The sequence below is a fragment of the Marinobacter sp. genome (assembly GCF_041690455.1).
Classification (GTDB): Bacteria; Pseudomonadota; Gammaproteobacteria; order Pseudomonadales; family Oleiphilaceae; genus Marinobacter.
This window is the reverse complement of sequence record NZ_JAWLHI010000029.1, coordinates 25,916-50,452: the sequence shown is the minus strand read 5'-3', so window position 1 is coordinate 50,452 and position 24,537 is coordinate 25,916. Positions and strand designations below refer to the sequence as shown.

The window sequence follows — 24,537 nt, the reverse complement described above, 5'->3', positions numbered from 1 at the left end:
TTCGGAGAAGGTGATCTGATCCATGGTGGCAACGATCCTATGCGGTTGACGATAGCCGTATTATCGCTGATTTCGGAGACTTATTCAGAGTCTCCCTAGGATATCGGGGGCTTGCCACGGATCAGCTGCGCATAATCTGGAGTTATGGTGAACGGGGTAACTTGGGATAGGGAGCCAGGCCTCTCCCTGGCGCGTCACACCACTGGGCAGGTGTCGCGTTCGCCTGGCATCCCTGCCGGCCGGTGAGCGCAATCAAAGTGTTGGCTCAGAAGCAAAGCTAACCTAATTCGTGTTGATATTCAGGGCTTCGATCACAGAATAGCGTGGTTGGGGCCGCCTTCTTGTGGCCTTAGCGATGGTACTGAAGACATTTCCTTGGGTATTCATCAAGAACTCCGTCAAGTTGGCATCATTCAGGGTTTCCTAGATTCAAGGTAAGACTTTTCTTTCAGGCTATAAGGGGCAGCTATGGCACTGTGAGAGTATCCCGCTGGTATGGCCCAACACGCTGAGAGATGCCGTGGAAACCCGAATCACGCTGGTGCCAGTACAGGTCAACCGCTCACCCAGAAGTGTATCTGAAAGCGGCCCCTGGGCCCTGTTTCGGTTGTTGGGCAGAGCAGACATTACCGGGGTGAGCAGGAATGCGGTCGATGTGAGGTTCCGTGTCGACGATGGGGAAATGAAATACCGCCTGCATGCCGGCAGTAATACCAACCCCTTCACTCAACAGCTGCTGGCGGGGTATCGGATACCCCGAAGCCTGTATTGATCAGGCGGGGATGGACCAAGCCTTTGGCGTTACCGTTAAAGTCGGGGTCAGAAGAAGGCTTTCTTCAGACCCCAGGCTCAGCTCATCCCCAAGCTCGCGGCCAAAGCCGGGGTCTGATGAAAGCCTTCATCTGACCCCATCTTCACGCCCGTTCTCCGTCCCCTGACACCCGGAACAGGCAATAGCTCACCTGCCCGGCGGTTTTCTGCCGGTGCAGTTGCCAGCCTGCCGGCACCGCCGGCGTTGGCAGTTCGCTTTCGTGCTCGACATACACCCAGCCTCCGGGTTTTAGCCATTGCTGCGATTCCAGCAGCGGAAACAGTCGTTCCAGCCAGCCCTGGCGGAAGGGCGGGTCCATGAAAATGATGTCGAAGGGCGGGCGCTGGCGGTGGGCCAGGTAGGTTTCCACGCCCTGGCAGACAACGTCCCCCTTGTCCGATTTCAGCAGGCGCAGGTTGTCCCGCAGGGCCCGGGCCAGGGCCGGCGTGTGATCGACGAGCGTGGCGGCACCCGCGCCGCGGGAGAGGGCTTCCAGGCCGAGGGCGCCGGAGCCGGCGAACAGGTCCAGGCAGTCCGCGCCCGCAATGTGGTAGTTCAGCCAGTTGAACAGGGTTTCCCGGGTGCGGGCCGGGGTGGGGCGCACGCCGCCGGCATCGGGGAAGCGGAGTTTCCGGCTGCGCCAGTCGCCGCCGATGATTCGCAGCTCGCCGCTACCGCCCGGGGCGTCCGTTTTCCGGGGCTGTGGGCCGGATTTGTGACGGGCTGTTCTGCGTTGGGCCATGGGGCGCTCCGGGGTACTGGGCAAGATAAGTCGATGCGTCGTTATGGTACCGGAAAGCGGTGCCCCTTTGGATAATCCGGCGGCCCCTCACTTAACCCTGGCAGTCTGCTAGAATGTCGGCTTTGTTTTCGCCCGCCCATTTCCAGACAGATGGTAGAACTATGACGGCAGAGTGGATTTCAATCGGCCTTTTGGCCCTTCTTGTGCTCTTCTTTGTGGTGGATATTGCCGGTAACCGCAAGCGGGTACCCCGGCCGAAACCCGTTCCCCAGCGCAAGCCGGAGGTGGCCAGAGGGCCGGCCCCGGCCGAAGAGCCCGAGGCGAAAGAAACCCCCGAAGCCGAAGCACCGGCTGCACCGGAAGCCCCTGCCGAAGCACCTGCGGAAGAGAAGCCCGTCGAAGCGCCCGCTCCGGAAGCAGTGCCCGAGCCTGCGCCGGAACCCGAGCCCCAGGTCAGTGTGTTCGAGCGGATCAAACAGGGCCTTGGCAAGACCCGCGCCAGCCTGACCGGTGGCCTTTCGGACCTGTTCTCTGTCGGCAAGAAGATTGATGAAGATCTGCTCGAGGAAATCGAGACCACGCTGCTGATGGCCGATGTCGGTGTGACTGCCACCTCCGAAATCATCGATTCGCTGACCGACAAGCTCGAGCGCAACCAGCTCAAAGACGGCGAGGCCCTGCGCAAGGCATTGCGGGATGAGTTGCACGGCCTGCTGAAGGATGTCACCAGGCCCCTGGAGATCGATGCGGGCAAGAAGCCCTATGTGATTCTCATGGTCGGTGTGAACGGCGTGGGCAAAACCACCACCATCGGCAAGCTCACCAAGAAATTCCAGGCCGATGGCAAGTCGGTCATGCTGGCCGCCGGCGATACTTTCCGGGCGGCGGCTGTCGAGCAGCTGCAGGTCTGGGGCGAGCGCAATAACGTGCCGGTTGTGGCCCAGGAGACAGGTTCCGACAGCGCCTCGGTGATCTTCGATGCGATCCAGTCCGCCCAGTCCCGGGGCACGGATGTGGTCATTGCCGATACCGCCGGTCGTCTCCAGAACAAGGAAAACCTGATGAACGAGCTGGCCAAGGTCGTTCGGGTCATGAAGAAGCTGGACGAGTCCGCGCCCCACGAAGTGATGCTGGTGCTCGACGCCGGCACCGGCCAGAATGCCCTCAGCCAGGCCCAGGTGTTCCAGCAGGCGGTGGGTGTGTCCGGCATTACCCTGACGAAACTGGACGGCACCGCAAAAGGCGGTATCGTATTCGCCATTGCCCGTCAGCTGCAGCTGCCGATTCGCTTTATTGGCGTGGGCGAGCAGGCCGAAGACCTGCGCAGTTTCGATGCCGAGACCTTTGTCGACGCGCTGTTTGACTGAGGCCGCGTTCTACCCGGAGCAGTAGTCACCGATGATCGAGTTTCGCCAGGTCACCAAACGCTATGACAGCGACCACACGGCGCTGGCGCAGGTCAATTTCAGCCTGAACCGGGGTGAGCTGGCCTTTCTGACCGGCCACTCCGGGGCCGGCAAGAGTACCCTGCTCAAGCTGATCATGGTGATGGAACGCCCCAGTGCCGGGGAAGTGGTGGTCGGTGGCCAGCTGCTCAACCGTCTGCCGCGCCGGCAGATTCCCTACATACGTCGCCACATCGGCGTGGTGTTCCAGAATCATCAGTTACTGTTCGATCGCACCGTCTTTGACAACGTGGCCATGCCCCTTGAGGTGATGGGCGCATCGCCCCGGGATATCGGCCGGCGGGTGCGGGCCGCGCTGGACAAGGTGGGCCTGCTCAACAAGGAAAAGATGAACCCGATGCAGCTGTCCGGCGGTGAACAGCAACGGGTCGGCATTGCCCGGGCAGTGGTGAACAAACCGCCGGTGCTGCTGGCGGACGAGCCCACCGGTAACCTGGATCCGGAGCTTTCTGCCGATATCATGAATCTGTTTACCCGGTTCAGCCAGGTGGGCGTGACCGTGCTGATCGCCACCCACGACATCGGCCTGGTGAATGAAATGGACCGCCGGACCCTCACGCTTGACCACGGCCGCCTGATTGCCGGCGGCAGCTCGCCCCTGCAGGGTGCCCCGGGAGGTGTCAGTGGCCACTGACTCACGCCGGAAAGTCGATACTGCCCGTGGTGCCAACACGGGGCGTTCCCCCTGGAAGGAGCAGGTCCGGAGTTACTTCGATCACCACCGCAAGGTGGCCAGGGACAGTGCGCACCGTTTGTGGACGACACCGGTGGGGACCGGGATGACCTGGACGGTCATGGGGGTCGCCCTGGCGTTGCCGGTGGCATTGCTGCTGTTGCTGACCAGTTTGCAGGGCGTGAGTGCCGGCTGGGAGAGCAGTGCCCGGGTAACCGCCTATCTCCAGCTGGGCATACCGCTCGAGGACGCCCGGGGCCTGGTGGATGAGATCCGCACCGACAGCCGCATTTCAGACATTGAGCTGGTGGACCGGGAGCAGGCGCTGGCGGAATTCCGCGCCAACTCGGGCCTGGAAGATGCCCTGGACTATCTTGAAGAAAACCCCCTGCCGCACACCCTGCTGATCACCCCGGACGAACGAAGCCGCTCGGCCACCGGGGTGGAGGCACTGGTCACGTTTGTCCGGGGTCTGGAAGGGGTAGAGCGGGTTCAGGTTGACCTGGGCTGGTTGCAACGGCTCAATGCCATGACGGACCTGCTCGCCCGTGCGGTCTGGGCGCTGGCGATCCTGCTGGCAGCGGCAGTGATCCTGGTCATCGGTAACACGGTGAGGCTGGCGATCGAGAGCCGCCGGGATGAAATCCTGGTGGCCAAGCTGGTCGGCGGCACCGACGCCTTTGTTCGCCGGCCGTTTCTCTATACCGGTGCCTGGTATGGTCTGGGTGGGGGAGTTGTCGCCTGGATTTTGCTGCAGCTGTCCCTGTGGTGGCTCAGCGGTCCGATCGAGCGGCTGGCCGGCCTGTACCGGAGTGACTTTACCCTGGTCGGTCTTGGTCTTGATGGGATACTGGCGTTGATTATTGTGGCAATGCTGCTAGGCTGGCTTGGCGCATGGGTTGCGGTGAAGCGTCATCTGGATGACATAGAACCCGGCGATATTGCCGGTGGGTGATCCGGGTCGCGGGAATACCGTATTGAAAACACGGCTTGCGCTGGCGTAGCTTGAGGATCAGCGAAAGCAACAGTGAATTTTCCAGGTAGTTGATTTAGAACGTTTTACTGGATAATTCGGGAACTTATCAAGTTCTTGGCGGTCTAAGTTTTAGTTGTTATATTTAACGGTCGTCAGGTTCGGAGGTAACTGAATGGGTACGAGTTTACAACTGGTTGACAGACTGGTTCCGGGTGCCAATCTCGAGTCTTATATTCAGGCTGCGAGTCGCATCCCAGTGCTCTCAGCGGACGAGGAAAAGGAGCTGGCGGAACGGCTCCATTATGAAGGCGACGTGGAAGCCGCCCGTCAGCTTGTACTCTCTCATCTTCGTTTTGTGATTCACATTGCCCGCAGCTATTCCGGCTATGGGCTGGCCCAGGCCGACCTGATCCAGGAAGGCAATGTCGGGCTGATGAAGGCCGTCAAGCGCTTCAACCCGGAATACGGGGTGCGCCTGGTTTCCTTCGCGGTGCACTGGATCAAGGCCGAGATTCACGAGTTCATTCTGCGTAACTGGCGGATCGTGAAGGTGGCCACCACCAAGGCCCAGCGCAAGCTGTTCTTCAATCTGCGTAGCCAGAAGAAGAAGCTGGCGTGGCTTAGCCATGATGAGCTTCAGGCGGTGGCGGAAGACCTGGGTGTGGAACCGCGGGTTGTCCGTGAAATGGAGGGCCGGCTGGCTTCCCATGACACGGCATTTGATGGTCCGATGGACGATGATGATGACAACGCCTATCAGGCGCCGGCGTACTACCTGGAAGATCGCCGCAGTGATCCGGCCACCCAGCTGGAGAATGCGGACTGGTCCGAGGATTCCAATGGCCGCCTGATGCAGGCGCTGGAAAGCCTGGATGAGCGTAGTCAGGATATCTTGCGGGAACGCTGGTTGTCCGAGAGCAAGTCTACGCTGCATGAGTTGGCGGACAAGTATGGGGTTTCTGCGGAGCGGATCCGTCAGCTTGAGAAGAACGCCATGAAGAAGATCAAAGTGAAGATGGCTGAAGCGGCCTGATCGGGTTCCGCCAAGCGATTGAGAAAACGCCACCACCGTTCGCGGTTGGTGGCGTTTTTGTTTGTATAATGGCTGGCATTGGCGGGCTGCAAAAGTCATTTGGGAGGGGCTTTCCAGAACACGCTGTGAATACGTCCCTGTACGCTCGGCTCCGCCATCCATGGCTCCGCACGGTTCTGGAAAGCCCCTCCCAAATGCCTTTCGCGACATAGCTGTGAGTACAAGAAATGACAAATCAACATCCTCGAATTGCTTTCCTCGGCATCGGCCTGATGGGTGCCCCTATGACGCGGAACCTGCTGGATGCAGGTTTCCCAATGACCCTGTGGAACCGGACCGCCAGTAAGTGTGAGCCATTCGCCGGGGAGGCGACGATTGCGGAAACGCCGGCCGACGCGGTTCGCGAGGCGGACATTGTGATCACTATGCTGGAGAACGGTGACGTAGTTGAGGACGTGCTGGTCGTGCAGGGGGCGATGGAGGCCCTGAAGCCAGGTGTGCTGGTGATTGACATGAGTTCGGTCCAGCCCTCTCTGGCTCGTCGTCATGCGGAGCTGGCGCGGGAGCAGGGCGCCGGTTACGTGGATGCGCCGGTTTCCGGTGGTACCGTGGGGGCGGCCGAGGCGCGGTTGAGTATCATGGCTGGCGGGTCTGAGGCGGATATTGATCGGGCGCGGCCGGTGTTTGAGGCCATGGGCAAGTGCACCCGTATCGGCCCGGTCGGTGCCGGGCAACTGGCCAAGCTGGCGAATCAGGCGATTGTGGGGATCACCATCGGAGCGGTGTCCGAGGCGCTGTTGCTGGCGGCGAAGGGTGGGGCTGATCCGGCGGCGGTTCGGGAGGCGCTGATGGGTGGCTTTGCCGGTAGCCGGATTCTGGAGCTGCATGGGCAGCGGATGATTGATCGGGATTTTGCGCCGGGTGCGCCGTCGAGGATTCAGCTCAAGGATCTGCGCATGATTCTGGATGAGGCGCGGGCGGAAGGGTTGACGCTGCCGCTGTCCCAGCAGGTGCATAATGAGTATCTGTCCCTGGTGGCCAATGGCCACAGTGATGTTGACCACAGCGGCCTACTGCTGGAACTGGAACACCTGAACGGAACCCTGATGGGTTCTCTTGGCCGAGGCCCCAAGGAGTAATTGCTATGCCCCGTTTTTCTGCGAATCTGTCGATGCTGTTTAACGAAGTGGATTTCATGGAGCGTTTTGCCAGGGCCCGGGAGGCTGGTTTTGAGGGTGTGGAGTATCTGTTTCCCTATGCCTGGCCGGCGCAGGACATTGCCCGGGAACTGGAGGTCAACAACCTGACCCAGGTGTTGTTCAATCTGCCGCCGGGAGACTGGGATGCCGGTGAGCGGGGCATTGCCTGCCTGCCGGACCGGGTGGATGAATTCCGGGTAGGTGTCGACCGGGCGATCGAATATGCCCGGGAGCTGGGTTGCCGACAGGTGAATTGCCTGGCGGGGCTCAAGCCGGCGGATCTCGACGAAGAAGCGGCGTGGAAGACCCTGGTTGCCAATGTCCGCTACTCGGCTGAACGGCTGGATGCCGAGGGGATCACGTTGTGTCTGGAGGCCATCAATTCCCGGGTGGATATGCCCGGGTTCTTCCTGGACACCTCGGGCAAGGTGCTGGCCCTGATCGAGGAAGTGGAGATGGACAACGTGCGCCTTCAGTACGATCTTTACCATATGCAGATCATGGAGGGTGACCTGATCCGGACCATGGAGTGCCTGTTGCCCTGGATTGGCCACATCCAGTTCGCCGACAATCCGGGGCGAAACGAGCCTGGCACCGGAGAGATTAACTTTTCGAATGTTTTCGCGGCCATTGATCGGCTGGACTACGATGGCTGGGTAGGTGCGGAGTACCGGCCTTCCGGTAACACGGAGGCGTCGCTGGCGTGGTTCTCGGGGCAGTCGTGACCGTCGCCTTAGGCGACACCCTCTTACAAGATCGTAACTGGCCGGCTTTCGGACTTCTCCGTAACCTTACAGTTAATGTTATCCGCTATCAGGAGGGGAACCGGTGAAAGCACTGGTAATCGAAGACGATAAGGACGTAGCCAATTACCTGGTAAAGGGACTGAAAGAATCCGATTTCGTTGTGGATCATGCCGCTGACGGTAAGGAAGGCATGATGATGGCGGCCAGTGAAGATTACGACATCATGATCGTCGACCGGATGCTGCCGGGGATGGACGGGCTGTCCATCATCAAGACCGTCCGTGCCACTGGCAACCAGACTCCGGTGCTCATTCTCAGCGCCCTGGGGGATGTGGACGACCGCGTTGAAGGTTTGCGTGGAGGTGGCGATGACTACCTGACCAAGCCGTTCTCGTTTACCGAACTGCTGGCCCGGATCGAGTCCCTGATCCGTCGGCATCGCCAGGCTGCGGAGACCGAGACGGTACTTCGGGTCGCGGATCTGGAAATGGATCTGCTCGCCCGCACCGTCAAACGTGCCGGCAAGAATATTGACGTGCAGCCGCGGGAATTCCGGTTGCTGGAATACCTGATGCGTAATGCCGGGCAGGTGGTGACCCGGACCATGCTGCTCGAGAAAGTCTGGGACTATCATTTCGACCCCCAGACCAACGTGATCGACGTTCACATCAGCCGCCTGCGCGCCAAGATCGACAAGGAATTCGATACACCCTTGCTGCAAACCATCCGGGGTGCAGGATACATGCTGCGTGAAACTGCTTAGTCAGCTAAGAACCTCTACTTTCCAGCTCGCCCTGCTGTACATGGTGGTTTTTGCCACCTCGGTATTTCTGTTACTGGCCTTCATCTACTGGCGTACAGCGGGCTTCATGACTGCCCAGACCGACCAGACCATTGAGGCGGAAATCGCCGGTCTGGCGGAGCAGTACCGGGGCCGGGGTGTGAATGGCCTGATCACCATCATCCGGGAGCGGGTTGCCCGGGACCCCAACGCCAAATCCATCTATCTGCTGACTACCGACGACTTCCTCAAGCTGGCCGGCAACATTGAGGCCTGGCCGGAAGGCAGCCGTTCGGAAAGCGGCTGGATCAATTTCACCCTGAACGAATCCGTCGGCTGGACTGGACCGGAGCGGCTTGCCCGCGCCCGGATTTTCGAGGTCCAGGGCGGGTTGCGCCTGCTGGTCGGCCGGGATGTTGATGAACTCACCAACCTCAAGCGGGTGATCGAAACCGCCATCAACTGGGGCATGGGCATCACCCTGGCTCTGGCCCTGCTCGGCGGTTTCCTGATGAGTCGCAGCACCACCCGGCGGATCGAGGTGATCAATAATACCTCCCGGCGGATCATGAACGGCCACCTGTCCCTGCGCATACCCACCCGGGGTACTGACGACGACTTTGACCAGCTGGCGGAAAACCTCAACCAGATGCTGGACCGGATCGTGTACCTGATGGAAGGCATCCGTCACGTCTCCGACAGCATTGCCCATGACCTTCGGACGCCACTCACGCGGCTTCGTAACCAGCTGGAAAACACCCTGATCACTGTGAATGACGACGAGGCGAGGGAGCATGTCGGCCAGGCGGTTGCCGAGGCGGACCAGCTGCTGGCTACCTTCAACGCCCTGCTACGGATTGCCCGTCTGGAAACCCGGGGCAATGCTGCGGACATGAAAGCGGTCTCCCTGGACGAACTGGTGTCCGATGCCTGCGAACTCTACGAAGCGCTGGCGGAAGACAAGGAGCAGAACTTCGAGCAGTCCCTTGCCAAGGGCGTGATGATCGAAGGGGATCGGGACCTGCTGTTCCAGATGGTCAGTAACCTGATTGATAACGCCATCAAGTACACGCCAGAGAAAGGCCGGATCGGTATTGTGGTGAGACTTGAAGGCAATGAGGCTATCTTCGAGGTCCAGGACAGCGGTATCGGTATTCCCGATGATGAAAAGGATCAGGTTTTCCAGCGGTTCTACCGGGTCGGCAAGAGCCGGTCACTGCCCGGTAACGGTCTGGGCCTGAGCCTGGTCAGCGCGGTGGCAGAAATCCACCAGGGGCGGATTGTTCTGAGTGATACCTACCCGGGAGAGGAATCACCGGGGCTGACCGTAACGGTTCGGATGCCGGCGTTCACCGCCGCCCGGAAACGGATCAAGGCGACCCAGGCAGAATCGGGGGAAGCTGCCGGTGCCGAAACCAAGACACCGGCAGAAACGTCAGGCCACTGATTACTGGCTGGCGCGGAACCGGTTGAAACGGTCACGGACCGGGCCGATCACTGTATCCGCCCGGCTCTCAACGTTATGCGCCAGGTGCTCGAACTGGGAGCGCCGGCGGTCCACCTTCGCCTGAATGCTGTCCCACTCGCCTTCCCAGTGCTTCTGTTCGGCGAACAGGAAAGCGGCCAGGTTGTGGCGATTGATCTTGCTGGTCACGCCCAGCTGGTCGAGCCGGTAACCCAGCGTGTCGACGCCATTGAGCGCCAGCTGCATGAGTCTTTGTGTGTTCATGGTCGGATCTCCGTCAGTATCCAATCGATCGAAAATGCTATTACCCGAACGCTAACGCCGTTGCTCTAGGCTGTGCAACCTAATTTCGATCCGGTCAAAGCCTGTCAAAAAGGTAATTCGCTGGCCACAGCGGGGTAATGTGATCTATGGAGAATGGGTATTGTAGACAGGAAGGAGCGGTAGCAACCGCTTGCTTCTCCCTCCAGCACAGCGCTAGCCTTAACCCCGTTCTTACGGGGTTTTTTTATGGCCGCTTCCCGGGCCAGTGCAACACAGGAATCACACCCAAATGAATCAGGCATCCGGTAACGGCGGTGCCCGGCCGCGTTATATCACGCCAGAGGGCGAGCAGGCGCTCCGCAAAGAGCTGCAATACCTGTGGAAGGAGAAGCGCCCGCAGGTGACCCAGGCCGTGCGCGAGGCCGCTGCCCTCGGCGATCGTTCGGAAAACGCCGAGTATATCTATGGCAAGAAGCAGTTGCGGGAAATCGACCGGCGGGTCCGTTTTCTCAGCAAGCGCCTGGAGGAAGTCACGGTTGTGGATCGGCTTCCGGAGCAGCGGGACAAGGTCTTCTTCGGCGCCTGGGTGACCATCGAGGATGAGGATGGCAAGGAGCAGACCTTCCGGCTGGTGGGGGCCGACGAGTTCGATCTCAACAAGGGCTATCTCAGCATCAACTCGCCCATGGCCCGTGCGTTGATTGGTAAATGTCTTGATGACGAGGTCATCGTCAGGACTCCGGAGGGTGAAACCTCATGGTTTATCACACAGATACGCTATAACTTGACCCCTTAAGTTTTATCGACTCCTTACCGGTGATACTCTTCGCTTCAAGACTTGTCCTCGAACCTTGAGACTCGGGCGTGCAGGAATAACCATTAAGAATGAGAAGGAGAGCCCCGGGAGTGCTCAGGGTAGTTATCTTCGCTTTGTTGCTTGCTGCTCACGACGTCCTTGCGCAGGCAGAGGTCAGTTCAGAAGCTGAAATCAAGGCGGCGTATCTATACAACTTCACTCGCTTTGTCGAGTGGAAGACGCCACCTGAAACGTCGAACCTTTCCCTTTGTGTACTTGATGACAAAGAGGTTTGGGACGCTATTCAGCCAATTCGTGGTCGCAGTGCGCAGGGACGCACCATTTCCCTCTCTTTAATTGATCAGATCGAGCAGTCTGATGCCTGCCAGGTTATGTTCGTAAACTCTTCGGCTCCTCGTGAACTGTCTGAAATTGCGGAACGCGCTATCAGCAAGGGCATCCTGACCGTCAGCGACATGAAGGGGTTTATTGATAGCGGTGGTGTCATTGGTTACGTCAAGCAGGGCAACGTCATCAAATTCGAGATCAATCTAAAGGCTGCCAAGGATGCCGGGCTGCTGATAAATTCCCGCTTGCTTGAACTTGCCGTGAGGGTGCTCCGATGACCACTTTGAATTACTGGCGGTCTCTGCCTCTCAAGGCCAAGCTGTTACTTCTGACTCTGTCCGTTAGCTGCCTTGGAATCTTTCTTGTATGTGTAAGTCTGGTAGTCGTCGAACATCAGGTATACAAGAAGCAGCTCGAATCTGAACTCAACACAGTCGCAAGTATTCTGGCGGAGCAGTCGGCGGCGGCGGTGCTCTTTAGGGATCGCAACCAACTGAGCAGTATCATTGCCAGCCTCGACCAGATCGGAACCATTGAGCAGGTGTGCATCTATGATGCCGACGGAGGTGTGTTAAGTGCCTTTGAGGACGAAGCAGAAGAGGTCTGTCCGTCCCTGTCTGCTGCGCCGGCTGACGGATTTTCTGAAGATTATTACTCCATGATGCGGCCGATTCTCATCGAAGGGGAGGCTGTCGGTTTTTTCTTTCTGAAATCCCGGCTCGAAGTTCTGCGTCAACATATCCGCACATTCATTTTCTTTGTGCTGGTTATTTCAATAACGATTATTTCCATTCTTGTGATGATCGCGTTCAGACTGCAGCGTCTGGTTTCACAACCGATTCAGGAGCTTTCTGACGCAGTTGAAACCATCGGCCGGGAAGAGGATTACTCTGTCCGGGTCAGGGTCTCGGGCGATGATGAGCTGGGCCGGCTGGGCATGGCTTTCAATGACATGATCAGTACAATTCAGCAACAGAATCAGCGCATTACCCGTAGCAAGTATGAGTTGGAGCGTGTTGTTGAAACCCGCACATCGCAATTACGCCTTGCAAACAGCGAGCTGGAGGCCTTCAGTTATTCCGTGTCCCATGACTTGAGGCAACCGCTGCGTGCAATTGAGGGATTTGGTCTGGCGCTGGAAGAAGACTGCGCCGATCAGTTGGACGCTACCGGCAAGGATTACCTGCAACGGATACGAGCGGCCACGACGCGGATGGGAAGTCTGATCGACGGTTTGTTGATACTTTCCCGTGTAAGCCGGAAACAGCTCGATGTTGATGTTATCGATCTTTCGACAATGCTCAAGGAGATTGTTGAAGAGCTGAAGGGAGTTGACGAAACAAAGCGCTCGCTTGTCGAGATCGAGGACGGTATCTACGTGGCTGGTGATGAGAGGTTACTTCGTGTGGCTTTCCAGAACCTGCTCCAGAACGCCTGGAAATATTCCTCGCGGCAGCCAGAGCGTCAAATCCGAGTCTCCGCTGAGCGCCAATCCGACACAGTTACCATCCAGATCGATGACAATGGTGTAGGCTTTGATATGAAATACTCGGATAAACTGTTTGTTTCCTTCAATCGCTTGCATTCACCGAGCGATTTCCCCGGGTCCGGTCTTGGGCTTGCAACGGTTTACCGTATCGTCAATCGCCATGCAGGAAGCGTTCGCGCGCAATCTGAAGTAAATAAAGGCGCCTCTTTTTTCGTAGAATTGCCGAGAAGTACAAGCAATCCAGGGCTCCAGTCGAAGCATTGATGGACGGCAAGGAAGGATGCGCAAGAGCCGTCACACTTGTCTTCAATGGGTTAAGAAAGCGGATTTATATTGAATGGATAGAAGATCGATCGTGTTGGTGGAGGATAACCCGGATGATCAGTTTCTTGCGGTGAGAGCACTCTCAGGAATTGTAAATAAAACCGCGATTCACGTGTTGCACGATGGACAGGAAGCATTGGATTGTTTGCTTGGTTCTGACAGCGGCCCCCCCACAATTGATCTCGACTCGATTGCAGTCATCCTCCTGGATATCAAGCTGCCCAAAATCAATGGCCTGGAAGTGCTCAAGGCGCTACGGTCATCAACCAATGCCCGGTGGATACCAGTCGTCATGATAACGTCGACAGATGAACCACATGAACTTGCCGACGCATACCGCTTCGGGGCAAGCAGCTACCTTACCAAACCGATCAATTACGGAGAGTTCAAGGAGCACATGGAAGTGTTGGCAAACTATTGGTTGAACGTCAATTCACTTCCCTCAGTCGAGTCAGGTGAATGCCATGAGTGAGACGATGTTGAAAGCAGTAACGAACCCGTCGCTTCGGATCCTCCTGGTGGAGGATAGCGAGGACGATGCAGTGCTCCTGATGCGAGCATTACGCATAGGGGGCCTTGAGGCGGAATACCGGGTGGTGGATAGCGAGGCCTCGATACAGGAGGCTCTTCAGGAAAGTATCTGGGACATCGTTATTACAGACCACGTGTTACCCGGGTTTACTTCGTTTTCCGTTCTTCAGCTTGCAAGGCAGGCCTGCCCTGACTTGCCCGTTATTATCGTCTCCGGCCTGATTGGCGAAGAGGAGGCAGTGCGGGCAATGAAGGGCGGCGCCCAGGATTACATCATGAAAGGGAACACCGCCCGGTTGATCCCCGCAATCCAGAGAGAATTGCAGGAAGCCCAGGTCCGCAGGGAGAAACATAGTGCCGAGTCGACACTCGAGCATCTGGCGTATCACGACAGTCTCACCGGACTGGTAAACCGGCGGGAGTTCGAGCGCCGGCTGTCACTAACAATTGATGAGACGCGCAATACCGGGGAAAACCATATCCTGCTCTTTCTTGATCTCGACCAGTTCAAAGTGGTGAACGATACTTGCGGGCACTTTGCTGGCGATGAGCTGCTGAAACAGCTTTCAGCCCGTATGAAACGGATCGTCCGGGTGGATGACATCTTTGCCAGGCTTGGAGGCGATGAGTTTGGCATTCTGCTGCGCGGTTGTGATGTTTTTCATGCCAGAGAGATTGCTGAAAAACTCTGCGAGGAGGTGCGGGAATACCGGTTTATCTGGGAGAAAAAAATCTTTTCGATTTCACTCAGCATCGGCATGGCCCAGATAAGCCCCCAAACCCGGTCGTCAGGCGAGGCACTGAGTCAGGCTGATCTCGCCTGTTATACGGCCAAGGACCGGGGGCGTGACAATGTCCAGCTTTTCCAGGCCAGCGATCAGGACATGCGCCGCAGACAAAGCGACATGGATTGGTTCGGGCGTTTGCAGGAGGCGCTTCGGTCAGACGTAAACCATTTCGTTCTGTATTACCAGCAAATGCAGGCTCTTTCCGGGAGTAGCAGCGGCAGTTTCCACACAGAATTTCTGGTGCGCCTGAAGTACGATGGCGATCTGGTACCACCGGGTGCATTCATCCCGGGCGCCGAGCGCTTCGGTCTGATGCCCAGGATTGATCGGCGCGTGATTGAGCTGGCCTTTGGTGCCGTCAGAGCCAGTAACTTCAGTCAGGAAAATGGTAATACGTATTTTATTAACCTTTCGGGCAGCTCCCTGAGCGATGCAGGGCTCTATCGTTATATCCGCGACAAGGCCCTGGAGTATGGCATCATGCCGTCCAGTATCTGTTTCGAGATCACGGAAACCACAGCCATCTCCAACCTCAACGAGACTATCGGTTTTATCGATAAACTGCGCGCCGATGGATTCAAGTTCGCCCTGGATGATTTTGGCTCGGGAATGAGCTCCTTTTCCTATCTGAAGGCATTGCCCATCGATTACCTGAAAATCGACGGTGGTTTTGTCCGAAACATGCTGGAAGATCCGGTTGACCACGGGATTGTTGATGCCTGTAACCGGATTGCCCACGCAGCCGGCTTGCAGACGATCGCCGAGTTTGTGGAAAACGACGCTATCAAGGATGCCCTGACAGACCTGGGCATCGATTATGCTCAAGGTTATGGCATCAGGAAGCCTATGCCGCTGCCACTTGTTGAACGCTGACTAAAGCCGTCGAATAAGGAACCTGTAGCAGTGGTATTCAAATGCGGTGATCTAATCCTTGAGTATCTGGAGAAGTTGGAAGTCGAATACGTTTTCGGTGTTCCGGGGGGAAGTATAGAGCCATTCTATAACGCCCTGGCGAGAAGCCGCCGACGAGGGGCTATTCGTCCGGTGACTGCCCGGCACGAGACAGGCGCGGCCTTTATGGCGGATGGTTATGCCCGCGCTTCCGGAAGACTTGGGGTAGTATGTTCCACAGCAGGCCCGGGGGCCACCAACCTGATCACGGGCGTCGCTGCGGCTTATGCCGACAACGTGCCGGTACTGGTAATCACTGCACAAACTGCCTTGAAGCGCTTTGGCCAGGGATCGCTACAGGAGAGCTCCTGTACAAGTATCGACACTCTGCGCATGCTGGCTGAGTGCACCCGGTACAACTCGCTCGTCTCTCACCCCGATCAGCTCGAACCGAAACTCCTTCAGGCGATCAGCCTCGCATTCGGACCGCGGCCGGGCCCGGTGCACCTGTCAATTCCCAACGATGTGATGAGACATCCTTTGACCCGGGAAGGGACGCCCTGCACGATGAATCCTGTGATTGCACAGGTAGGGGCGCCGCCTGAAACGGCGCTGCGGGAAGCCCTCACGTTGGTCCGTGACGCCCGGAATGTGACCGTAGTGCTTGGTGAGAGGGCGCAAGCGTCTGTGAAGGATTGGGTGAGGTTGGCTGAATACAGAGGTTGGAATCTGGTGACCACTCCCCGTGCCAAAGGGTTGATCAACAGTTACCACCCACTGAACAAGGGGGTCTTCGGTTTCGCTGGTCATGAAAGCGCGACCCGGGTGTTGAGCGCTGAGTGCGCCGAACGGGTTGTGCTGGTCGGCAGTGGCTTGGATGAAGTGACGACAGCAGGCTGGAATCCCGATGGCGTGATGAACGATAGACTCATTCACGTTTCCGATCATCCTGATCATTTGTACCGCTCGGCATTCGCAGCCTCTACCTTGCTGGGGGATCCGGGAGTCGTCGCAAGACGTTTGCTGGAATCCATGAAAGAGGAAGCGCAATGCCGTCAGAGCGTTTCCGTTAGCGCTGAGGAACTCCCTGCATTTATTGAGCCCGAGCTTCGTACTGGTTGTTTGACCCGGCAGGGGTGTGTGAAACCCCAAGCGCTGATGACGCACTTGTCTGATATTTGTCCGGACAATGCTCATGTTCTGTTTGATAGTGGAAACAGTTATCTCTGGGGCATACATCACTGGAACACCGGTGCACGGGATAACACCAGGGTTCATGGGCAACCCTTTTATATCGGCATCGGTTTTTCCTCCATGGGATGGGCCATTGGCGCTTCCATAGGCGTAGCGGAGGCGGTCCGAGGCGCGCCGGTGATCTGCTTCACAGGCGATGGCAGTTACCTGATGGCGGGGCAGGAGCTGACCACCGCGTTGCAGGAGAATCTCAATGTGCTGATGGTTGTGCTCAATGATTCGGCCCTGGGTATGGTTCGACACGGCCAGGCACTCGGGGGAGGAGAAGCAATCGCGAATGAGTTGCCCGTCATCGACTATGCTGCAATGGTCACGGCAATGGGGATTGAGTCCTATCGCATTGCGTCAATGGAGTCGCTGTTGGAACTGGATATCAAGAGCATCCTGGGGCGCCCGGGGCCATGTTTGCTGGATATAGCGATTGATCCAGACGAGATTCCGCCAATGGGGTCACGCATCAAAGTGCTCACGGGCGCAAACTGATACAGGTGATTGATGAGTTCTGAATATAAATATCACTCGAAATTCTGGCTGGAGGAGCCTGAGCCAGATAATCCGTTTGCAGCGAAGTCCTGCTACTGCCAGGGCTACGATGTATATGGTCAGATCCTGAAAAACGCAGGATGGTTCGAGTACCTTCTGGTGATGTTTCGCGGTGAAAGACCCTCGACTTCGTGTACCCGGCTTCTGGAAACGCTCGCCATTGCGTTGGCCAATCCTGGTCCGCGTGAAGCCAGTGTCCGCGCGGCGATGAACGCAGGAGTAGCGGGAACCAATCACAGTTCTGCGCTGATGGCCGCACTGGCGGTCGGTGCAGGCCAGTATGGTGGTGCACAGGAGGTGGTTGAGTGTGTGAACGCCTGGAAGTCGTGCGGGACGGATTTTGATAGCTGGGTGCGAGCGCTTACCGATCCTGAAAAACGGGAACACGCGGACATCTGGCTTCCGATGGAGCATGCGCCGGGATTCGATCCGAACGGAGATGTCACTCCCACTCCGGTCAGACAGGTCTTGAATCAGCTTTCGGAGCTAGGTCCGGGCGACGGGGCACTCCGTTGGCTCAAAGAACACCGGGAAGATCTCGAGCGCCTTGTCGGATATCCCCTGGCAATGAGTGGTGTCGCTGCCGCCGCCTTAGTGGACCTCAGGCTCAATGCCGATCAGGCAAGTATGCTGTACCTCATTCTGCGCCTGCCCGGAGCCGCCGCCCACGCGATAGAGCAGGGCGAGATGGGCTGGAAAAAGTTCCCGTATTACGGCCCCGGTGTCGAGTTGGAACCTTCCGCTGATAGCCGGCCCGATGCGAGTTCAGAGGCTGGAGGTTGTCGTGACGCATAAACGTTTGCTTGAAACTGAAACCCGTTGGCTTACCCGGGTGGGTAAAGCGTTTCTTTCCGATCGCGTCGTTCTCCATGGTGAGGATCTGCACCGCGATCTAGGTGATCGGGACTGGATACGGCTATATCTGCACGCAATACTGGGGCGGGATCCCGGAGCTGACATTGCGGGCCTATTGGGCTCGTACTGGGTCTCAACCGCTTATCCGGATCCATCAATCTGGCCCAATCATGTTGCAGCACTGGCAGGGAGTGCCCGTTCGACAGCGTCATTGTCACTGATGGCCGGGTTAAGCGTCTCTGAGGCTTCGATATATGGACGGAGGCCAGAGGTGCGGGCACTGGATTTTTTCTATCGTGCGGGACAATTCTGCGATAGTGGGGGCCTGCTTGAGGACTTCGTTGAGCGTGAGAAAGCCTCAGGACGCAATCTTTACGGGTATGGACGACCCTTGGCGAAAACTGATGAGCGCATCCCGTTCATGATGGAAAAAGCCCGGGAGTATGGTTTTTCAGACGGGCGCTATCTGCGAATGTCTTTTGATGTGCACGCGTACCTCAATGACCGCTACGGCTTCTCAATGAACGTTGCTGCGTTACACGCCGGTCTGGCGGCCGATATCGGGCTTACCTGTCAGCAGTACCAGCTGTTTCTGACGCCCTGTTTCGTGACAGGTATGGTGCCGTGTTACCAGGATGCGGTATCGCGGCCTGAGGGAAGTTTTTTCCCGGTCAGATGCGAGAATGTGGTTTATGAGGGGCCGGCGAAGCGTGATTGGGGCAATGGGGACGAGAGCCTGGGCTAGAATTGGTAACGAGCCTCGCCGATGATCTGCCGCCCGGCCAACGGGAAGTCGCCGGGGACGGCGGGGCTGGGGTCAGCAAAAGGACTTGGGGAGCGCGCGTCCTCGTCTAGCAGATTCCTTACCGTCAGTGAGATATCAAGCCCCCGCCAGAGGTGATCCCCCAGAATAGTGACGTCGACGGAAGTGTAATCGTCGACCGGATCACGGTCGTCACCTTCCTGGCGATATTGCTCGCCAACCCAATTGACTTGTGTGTTGACCTGCCAGTCTTCGGTGGCATCCCATTCAATTCGGGCATACACCTGATGTTCAGGCGCATCGCCGATCCGATTGTCGGTGCGACGTTCTTCAGAATGCTGGTATGCATAATTACTGACCACGGAAAGATCTTTGGTAATGATCTTTCTCAGCTCAAACTCCCCGCCATATCCACGGCGTTCTCCGGAATTCTCATAGCGCGTAGCCACAGGGCCCTCGGTCGGTTGGGCGTTAATCAGATCCTTAATCCGGTAATAGAACAGGTTAACCCCATAGGAAAAATCTGAGTCCACAGCATGAGACAGCCCTATTTCATAGGTGTCGATGGATTCTGGTTCCAGGTCTGGATTGCCTTCGGTGACGGGGTTATTGGACACATACAGCTCGTTCAGTGATGGCGCTCTGAAAGCGCGACCATAAAGGAACTTGGTCGTGATCTTGTCGCTGGTTGCCCATATGAGCGCCGCACGAGGGTTTATCGTGTTGCCAAAGTCAGTGAAGTGGTCAAAGCGAAATCCGCTTACCAGTTGCCAGTTCTGTCTGAATTGCCATTCGTCCTGAATGAAAGCGTAGTAGTTACGTCTGCTTTCCTTTGGCATCCAGACCTGGTCGGGATCTGAGGACACATCGACCACGGAATCCTTGGGTGTGAAGTCGTCATTGTAATTTTTACGTTCAGTCACTTCCTCGAGGCTGGCCCATAAGGCGCCAATTCCCGAGAGAATGCGGTGGTTCCCGGTGGGGTTATAGGTGGAGTTGATCTCAGCACGCCATTGCCGCTCATCGTATCCGGGATTGCCAATGAGTCCGGAGGGGAAAGCGCCGTCAAAGGCGCCGGGTGGAAACAGGTAAATATCCCCTTCCGGCTCCTGGGTTACGTTGAAATAGCTGAGTCTGGCCGCGATGTCGAGCCCGTCAGCCACGTCGAGCCAGTTGTAGGTGAAGTCGCTGTTGATGCGCTGGGAGGCGAAACGACCACGTGGATCCAGCGCCTGAGCGACACCGGGCCCCGTGCCGATGTTTGATCGGTCCTGCAGTCCCGCACGGAATGTCCATTGTTCTGCGTTGGCTTCAACCCGGGCCTCAATCTGATCTACGGAAGTGTTCACCGGACCGGGAGCAAGGGAAGCTGAGGTGCCGAACTGTTGGTCAAACTGTGTTTGGGCGTCTTCCTCAATGGTTCTATCCCAGCCGTCCGTTGCCTGGTATTCCAGTGAGAGGCTCAGATCAACTTCGTTAAGTTGCCCAGCTGTCTCGACCCATCCACCTGCGGTATCAAACTCTCCGGCGCGAATGCCCATCTCGGTTGCATCGATGTCACCAGCGTTTTTGGTGATGATATTGATTACGCCAGCGTAGGCATCTGCACCATACAAGGCTGACCCGGGGCCCCGAATCACCTCGATACGACGGATAGCCTTGACCGGCATGCCTCCCCAAGCATTCCCCCGATTGCCGAACATCGCTGTTGTTACGGGTATCCCGTTAACAAGCATAAGAGCCTGTGGGTTAAAACTGGAAGTGATGCCACGGAAGATGTATTTCGGCGAATAAGCCTGGTCCGAATAGTTAACGTGCAACCCCGGAACGGTCTCGAGCACCTGGTCGAGATCGTTTGCTCCCATGGCCCGGATCTCCTCCTCACTGATAACAGAGGTGATGGCGGCCGCTTTGTCCAGAGGCGTTTCCGTGCCCGAGGCAATGGAAACAACGCGGATTTGGCTTAGCTGTTCGAGTGAGAGGTCCCAAAGATCATTAGCCGGAGACGGCGATTCCGCATGCACAGGTGCCACCGCAAAAGGCATCAGAATGGGCCAGACCTTTCGAGCGAAATTACGTGCAAACCGGAATTGAATGAGGTCTCTCATTAATGCGCCCCATCGAGGGGGATTTGTGTTTTTGCTGCGCCTGGATGCAATTGGTTAAGGTCCTTACCGAAGCCTGAAATCTCGTCTAGTTTACGATTTTCCCTTATAAAAATGCAGTCTAGTTTGGGAAAGTCGTTGGACAAGAACTGAAATAAGGTTTATTTCTTGAGCTTTGTAAGCGCGTCACAAAAATGACACCTGAGCGGCGGTTAACATGATGGTTGTGAGAGTTGACTGGAAATTGTCATCAAGGACTTGGGCAGGGACAATCAGATGAAATGGATTAGCGGCCTGATGATCTTGGGTTGGTTGGCTTTCGGCACCCAATGGGCATTAGCGGAATCGGACGGGGCCGAAGGTTTTCAATATGAAGAACGTTCCACTATTGAAACCATCGCTCTGCGTTCAATCGAGGAGGACGCCCTGGCCAACACGGTTGTCGAAGGGGGATTGGCGGCGCCTGCCGAGGGTGTGGCAGTCAAGCCCCGGTCCGACGATGACTTCTATCTGGACCCGCTGTCCCTTCAGCCCCGGGATGAACGGACCGATCTGGGGCGCTCGGAAATTCCGGTGGATATCCGGTTCAGTAACCCCAAGTCCGTACCGGGCCAGACCCACAGCAATAACTACGTGATCCGGCCACCGGCAAATCGAACCTACGATACCCTCAACACCAACCTGATTGGCCGCTGAGGTGCGATTGATCAGGCGGCGGCGACACCGCTCAGTTCGGACTTGCCGAGCACCTTCTCATAGAAGAATGCCAGTGCCTGCCTGGCCTGGTTGAGACGCGCCCGGGACACCCGCATGCCCTCGCTGAGATAGCTCAGAAACTGTTGTTGATCCTCGCTTTCCAGGGCCTCGGGGTCCTTGGAATCGTGGAACAGCACGAAACGGGTAATCCAGTGCAGGTAGGTTTGTTCTGCGCGTTGGTTGAGCTGTTGCTCCCGGATGGCAGCGGTCAGACGACGGACGAGGTCCGGCTGGGATTGCTCCAGTGCCTGGGTGATTGTCATGGGTAAAACTCTTCCGCTTGGGATCGTTGTTGTTATGTTGGACGCATCTTATGACAATCTTTTGAACGTCGCAAAATTTTCCTTTTACGGTTTGTAAGCACCTTGTGACGGCCTGGAATGCAGACAGCCCGGACCGTTTTTCCTCAGATCACGTACATGGCGAGGTTGTCAGCCACGCAGGCGGGTTTGTCCTCACCGCGGATTTCGATGGTGGTATGGTAGGTCGCCAGCACTCGTCTGTCGTCAACCCGCGTCAGCTCCTTCAGTTCCACCTTGCTGCGGATTTCCGCCCCCGCCTTAACCGCCGCCGGGAACCTCAGCTTGTCCAGGCCATAGTTGATCGTGGCGGAGGTGCCGGCGACCTTCAGGGTCTGGCTGTTGAGCATGGGGATCAGGGACGCGGTGAGGTAGCCGTGAGCCACCGGGCTTTTCCAGGGCGACTCACGCTTCGCCCGTTCGACATCCACGTGGATCCACTGGTGATCGCCGGTGGCATCGGCAAACGCATTGATCATGTCCTGGCTGATGGTGGTCCAGGGGCTATGGCCGATAACCACGCCTTTGTAGTTCTCCAGGTCGTTGATCGCGATTGAAACCATGGGGTTCTCCTGACAGTCAGTTGGCGAAGGGATCACACGCCGTAGCCGGGGTTCTTGCTGTCCAGCAGGCGCACCAGTGCCGGCCAGGTCAGCTTGGCAGCCATTCCCAGGGACTGGGACTGTTCCGCGGTGGTCCGGATTGCCTGGTCCGAGGGCAGATGGACCGGACCGCAGCTTTGGGCCTTGACCTGGATCTCGCAGGCCTTCATCAGGAAATACAGGTAGGTGAAGGTCTCGGGGACATCCTTGCCGGCGGTCAGTACGCCGTGGTTGCGCAGGAGCATCATCGATTTGTCGCCCAGGTCCCGGATCAGGCGCTCCCGTTCATCCAGGTTCAGGGCAACACCCTCGTATTCGTGATAACTCAGGTGCTCCAGGCACAGCATGGCGGTCTGGCTCAACGGCAGCAGTCCGTCCCGGTGGGCCGAGACGGCGACGCCATCGGCGGCGTGCAGGTGCATGACGGCCCCGGCATCCTCCCGCCCCATGTGGACGGCGCTGTGAATGGTGAACCCCGCCGGATTGACGCGGCTGATACTGCCGGACTCCACCACCTCGCCATTCTGATCGACTTTCACCAGTGAGGAGGCAGTGATTTCGTGGAACAGCAGGCCGTAAGGGTTGATCAGGAAATGGTGTTCGGGGCCGGGTACCCTTGCGGACAGGTGGGTAAAGACCAGGTCATCCCAGCCAAACAGGGCAACCAGCCGATAGGCGGCCGCCAGCTCCGTTCTTACCTTCCATTCGGCTTTTTTCAGATCTGCGGTGTCCTGGGGTGCGGTGTCTGTTGTCATGGTTATCACCTCTGCAAGAGGACAGGAGCCACGCAGGCCGCTGCCCGGAAACAAAAAAGGGGATGGCTGTTGGGCCACCCCCGAAAAGGCCTCCGACTGGAAGAGAGAGGCCCCAGGCTCACTGAAGAAGGGGGTTAGCTGGCCTGTAACAGGGTGGCGTAACGCTCCAGATGGAAATCGTCATCGCCGAGCTGGTGGTTGATCATGATCAGGCGTTTGGCGTAATGGGCGAAGTTGTATTCCCAGGTCATGCCGATACCACCGTGGGACTGGATGCCCTGCTCGGAAATGAACTGGCCACTGCGACCGATCACGTTCTTGGCTGCGGCCAGAATCCGGCGCCGCTCGTCGCTCTGGGATTCATCGGCCACGCTGGCAGCCAGGATGGCCATGGAGCGGGCCTGTTCCAGTTCCGACATCATGTCCACCATGCGGTGCTGCAGAACCTGAAACCGGCCAATGGGCACACCGAACTGCTTGCGCTGCTTCAGGTACTCCAGGGTCAAATCACAGGCCACTTCCATCACGCCTACAGCCTCGCCACACAGGGCAGCGATAGCGCGACCGGCCTGGTACTCGATAACACCGGCGGCCTGGCCTTCCTCCCCCAACAGCGCGTCCGCGCCAACAGTGACACTGTTCAGGAACAGGTCGCATCCCTTGGCGCCATCGATGGTCGGGTAGGTGCGTCGTTCGAGGCCTTCGGCATCTGCTGGGACCAGGAACAGGCTGATTCCGTCGGCATCCCGGCTGTCACCGGATGTGCGGGCGGAGACCACCAGTACATCCGCGCAGTGCCCTCCGATAACCACCGCCTTGCGACCGTTCAGGACATAGCCGTCACCGGATTGTTCGGCACGGGTTTCCACATCGTTCAGGTCATAGAAGCTCTGGGGCTCCTGCAAACCCACGGCCGCCCGGGTTTCGCCGCTGGCGATACCGCCCAGCCACTGCTCTTTCTGCTGGTCATTGCCGGCCTGGCTGATCAGCCCGCCGCCCAGAACGACTGATTGCAGGTAGGGTTCGATGCACAGGCCACGACCCAGTTCGGTCATCACACTCTGTACTTCCACGCCGCTGCCGCCAAAGCCGCCCAGCTCCTCGGGGAAGGGCACGGCGGTGAGGCCCAGCTCACCCAGCTGCTTCCAGAAATCCTCACTGAAGCCCAGTTCGGATTCGCTGTACTCCAGGCGTTTTTCAAAACTGTACTCACCGCGTACCAGGCGGGCCACGGTGTCCTGCAACATCTGCTGCTCTTCGTTGAGTCGGAAATCCATGGTCG

Annotated in this window: 24 protein-coding genes and 1 pseudogene; 18 read left to right on the top strand and 7 right to left on the bottom strand. The window is 57.7% G+C overall.

Annotated features, from left to right (window positions below; all coding sequences use genetic code 11):
* Positions 1-478: 478 nt before the first annotated feature.
* A pseudogene (locus ACESMW_RS08960) lies at positions 479-772 on the top strand (type VI secretion IcmF C-terminal domain-containing protein); the annotation flags it as partial.
* Between the two features lie 142 nt (positions 773-914).
* Here ACESMW_RS08960 and rsmD read toward each other — a convergent pair.
* Positions 915-1,553, bottom strand: a complete 639-nt coding sequence (gene rsmD, locus ACESMW_RS08955) for a 16S rRNA (guanine(966)-N(2))-methyltransferase RsmD (protein WP_372986698.1) — start codon at positions 1,551-1,553, stop codon at positions 915-917.
* Between the two features lie 161 nt (positions 1,554-1,714).
* Here rsmD and ftsY point away from each other — a divergent pair, with 161 nt between their 5' ends.
* The 8 genes from ftsY (at position 1,715) to ACESMW_RS08915 (ending at position 9,874) form a co-directional block, all read left to right on the top strand.
* A complete protein-coding gene (gene ftsY / locus ACESMW_RS08950; RefSeq protein ID WP_372986697.1) occupies positions 1,715-2,920 on the top strand; it encodes a signal recognition particle-docking protein FtsY in 1,206 nt (401 codons plus the stop codon).
* Positions 2,921-2,951: 31 nt separating this feature from the next.
* Complete coding sequence (gene ftsE / locus ACESMW_RS08945) at positions 2,952-3,653, top strand: cell division ATP-binding protein FtsE (RefSeq protein ID WP_372986696.1); 702 nt, start codon at positions 2,952-2,954, stop codon at positions 3,651-3,653.
* The gene (gene ftsX / locus ACESMW_RS08940) at positions 3,643-4,647 is read left to right on the top strand and encodes a permease-like cell division protein FtsX (protein WP_372986695.1); all 1,005 of its coding nucleotides are present in this window, start codon (positions 3,643-3,645) and stop codon (positions 4,645-4,647) included. The genes ftsE and ftsX overlap by 11 nt, the downstream gene beginning before the upstream one ends.
* Before the next feature lie 193 nt (positions 4,648-4,840).
* Entirely contained in the window at positions 4,841-5,701 is an 861-nt protein-coding gene (gene rpoH / locus ACESMW_RS08935) for an RNA polymerase sigma factor RpoH (RefSeq protein ID WP_372986694.1), read from the top strand.
* 227 nt (positions 5,702-5,928) lie between these two features.
* Positions 5,929-6,840: an NAD(P)-dependent oxidoreductase gene (locus ACESMW_RS08930; protein WP_372986693.1), complete on the top strand. Its 912-nt coding sequence runs from the start codon at positions 5,929-5,931 to the stop codon at positions 6,838-6,840.
* Positions 6,841-6,845: 5 nt separating this feature from the next.
* A complete protein-coding gene (gene hyi / locus ACESMW_RS08925; protein ID WP_372986692.1) occupies positions 6,846-7,625 on the top strand; it encodes a hydroxypyruvate isomerase in 780 nt (259 codons plus the stop codon).
* 103 nt (positions 7,626-7,728) lie between these two features.
* On the top strand, positions 7,729-8,409 hold the full coding sequence (locus tag ACESMW_RS08920) for a response regulator transcription factor (protein ID WP_091998009.1): 681 nt from the start codon (positions 7,729-7,731) through the stop codon (positions 8,407-8,409).
* Positions 8,396-9,874 carry an ATP-binding protein gene (locus ACESMW_RS08915; protein ID WP_372986691.1) on the top strand — a complete coding sequence of 493 codons (1,479 nt, stop codon included), beginning with the start codon at positions 8,396-8,398 and terminating at the stop codon, positions 9,872-9,874. Before ACESMW_RS08920 ends, ACESMW_RS08915 begins: the two co-directional genes overlap by 14 nt.
* Here the strand turns inward: ACESMW_RS08915 and ACESMW_RS08910 are convergent, their stop codons facing one another.
* Complete coding sequence (locus ACESMW_RS08910) at positions 9,875-10,156, bottom strand: hypothetical protein (protein ID WP_372986690.1); 282 nt, start codon at positions 10,154-10,156, stop codon at positions 9,875-9,877. It abuts the gene before it with no gap.
* Between the two features lie 289 nt (positions 10,157-10,445).
* On the opposite strand from ACESMW_RS08910, the gene greB reads away from it, so the two are divergent.
* The 8 genes from greB to ACESMW_RS08870 all read left to right on the top strand — a co-directional run bounded on the left by greB (position 10,446) and on the right by ACESMW_RS08870 (position 18,720).
* Positions 10,446-10,952, top strand: a complete 507-nt coding sequence (gene greB / locus ACESMW_RS08905) for a transcription elongation factor GreB (RefSeq protein WP_372986689.1) — start codon at positions 10,446-10,448, stop codon at positions 10,950-10,952.
* Between the two features lie 110 nt (positions 10,953-11,062).
* Positions 11,063-11,578 (top strand): YfiR family protein, encoded by a 516-nt coding sequence (locus tag ACESMW_RS08900; RefSeq protein WP_372986688.1) that lies wholly within the window; start codon positions 11,063-11,065, stop codon positions 11,576-11,578.
* On the top strand, positions 11,575-13,053 hold the full coding sequence (locus tag ACESMW_RS08895) for a sensor histidine kinase (protein ID WP_372986687.1): 1,479 nt from the start codon (positions 11,575-11,577) through the stop codon (positions 13,051-13,053). Before ACESMW_RS08900 ends, ACESMW_RS08895 begins: the two co-directional genes overlap by 4 nt.
* 73 nt (positions 13,054-13,126) lie before the next feature.
* Complete coding sequence (locus ACESMW_RS08890) at positions 13,127-13,585, top strand: response regulator (protein ID WP_372986686.1); 459 nt, start codon at positions 13,127-13,129, stop codon at positions 13,583-13,585.
* Positions 13,578-15,305 carry a putative bifunctional diguanylate cyclase/phosphodiesterase gene (locus ACESMW_RS08885; protein WP_372986685.1) on the top strand — a complete coding sequence of 576 codons (1,728 nt, stop codon included), beginning with the start codon at positions 13,578-13,580 and terminating at the stop codon, positions 15,303-15,305. Before ACESMW_RS08890 ends, ACESMW_RS08885 begins: the two co-directional genes overlap by 8 nt.
* Positions 15,306-15,335: 30 nt before the next feature.
* Positions 15,336-17,060, top strand: a complete 1,725-nt coding sequence (locus ACESMW_RS08880; RefSeq protein WP_372986684.1) for a thiamine pyrophosphate-binding protein — start codon at positions 15,336-15,338, stop codon at positions 17,058-17,060.
* A 12-nt stretch (positions 17,061-17,072) separates the two neighbouring features.
* Positions 17,073-17,915 (top strand): citryl-CoA lyase, encoded by an 843-nt coding sequence (locus ACESMW_RS08875; RefSeq protein ID WP_372986683.1) that lies wholly within the window; start codon positions 17,073-17,075, stop codon positions 17,913-17,915.
* Complete coding sequence (locus tag ACESMW_RS08870) at positions 17,905-18,720, top strand: hypothetical protein (RefSeq protein ID WP_372986682.1); 816 nt, start codon at positions 17,905-17,907, stop codon at positions 18,718-18,720. The genes ACESMW_RS08875 and ACESMW_RS08870 overlap by 11 nt, the downstream gene beginning before the upstream one ends.
* Here ACESMW_RS08870 and ACESMW_RS08865 read toward each other — a convergent pair.
* Positions 18,717-20,846, bottom strand: a complete 2,130-nt coding sequence (locus tag ACESMW_RS08865; RefSeq protein WP_372986681.1) for a TonB-dependent receptor plug domain-containing protein — start codon at positions 20,844-20,846, stop codon at positions 18,717-18,719. The two genes, ACESMW_RS08870 and ACESMW_RS08865, sit on opposite strands and share 4 nt — an antisense overlap.
* A 273-nt stretch (positions 20,847-21,119) precedes the next feature.
* Here ACESMW_RS08865 and ACESMW_RS08860 point away from each other — a divergent pair, with 273 nt between their 5' ends.
* Positions 21,120-21,539 carry a hypothetical protein gene (locus tag ACESMW_RS08860; protein ID WP_372986680.1) on the top strand — a complete coding sequence of 140 codons (420 nt, stop codon included), beginning with the start codon at positions 21,120-21,122 and terminating at the stop codon, positions 21,537-21,539.
* 11 nt (positions 21,540-21,550) lie between these two features.
* On the opposite strand, the gene ACESMW_RS08855 is transcribed toward ACESMW_RS08860, so the two are convergent.
* The 4 genes from ACESMW_RS08855 to ACESMW_RS08840 form a co-directional block, all read right to left on the bottom strand.
* Complete coding sequence (locus ACESMW_RS08855) at positions 21,551-21,862, bottom strand: site-specific integrase (RefSeq protein ID WP_372986679.1); 312 nt, start codon at positions 21,860-21,862, stop codon at positions 21,551-21,553.
* A gap of 143 nt (positions 21,863-22,005) precedes the next feature.
* Positions 22,006-22,461: a MaoC family dehydratase gene (locus ACESMW_RS08850; protein WP_372986678.1), complete on the bottom strand. Its 456-nt coding sequence runs from the start codon at positions 22,459-22,461 to the stop codon at positions 22,006-22,008.
* A gap of 32 nt (positions 22,462-22,493) precedes the next feature.
* Complete coding sequence (locus ACESMW_RS08845; RefSeq protein WP_372986677.1) at positions 22,494-23,255, bottom strand: class II aldolase/adducin family protein; 762 nt, start codon at positions 23,253-23,255, stop codon at positions 22,494-22,496.
* A gap of 134 nt (positions 23,256-23,389) precedes the next feature.
* Positions 23,390-24,532, bottom strand: coding sequence for an acyl-CoA dehydrogenase family protein (locus ACESMW_RS08840; RefSeq protein ID WP_372986676.1), 1,143 nt, complete (start codon positions 24,530-24,532; stop codon positions 23,390-23,392).
* Between the last annotated feature and the right edge of the window lie 5 nt (positions 24,533-24,537).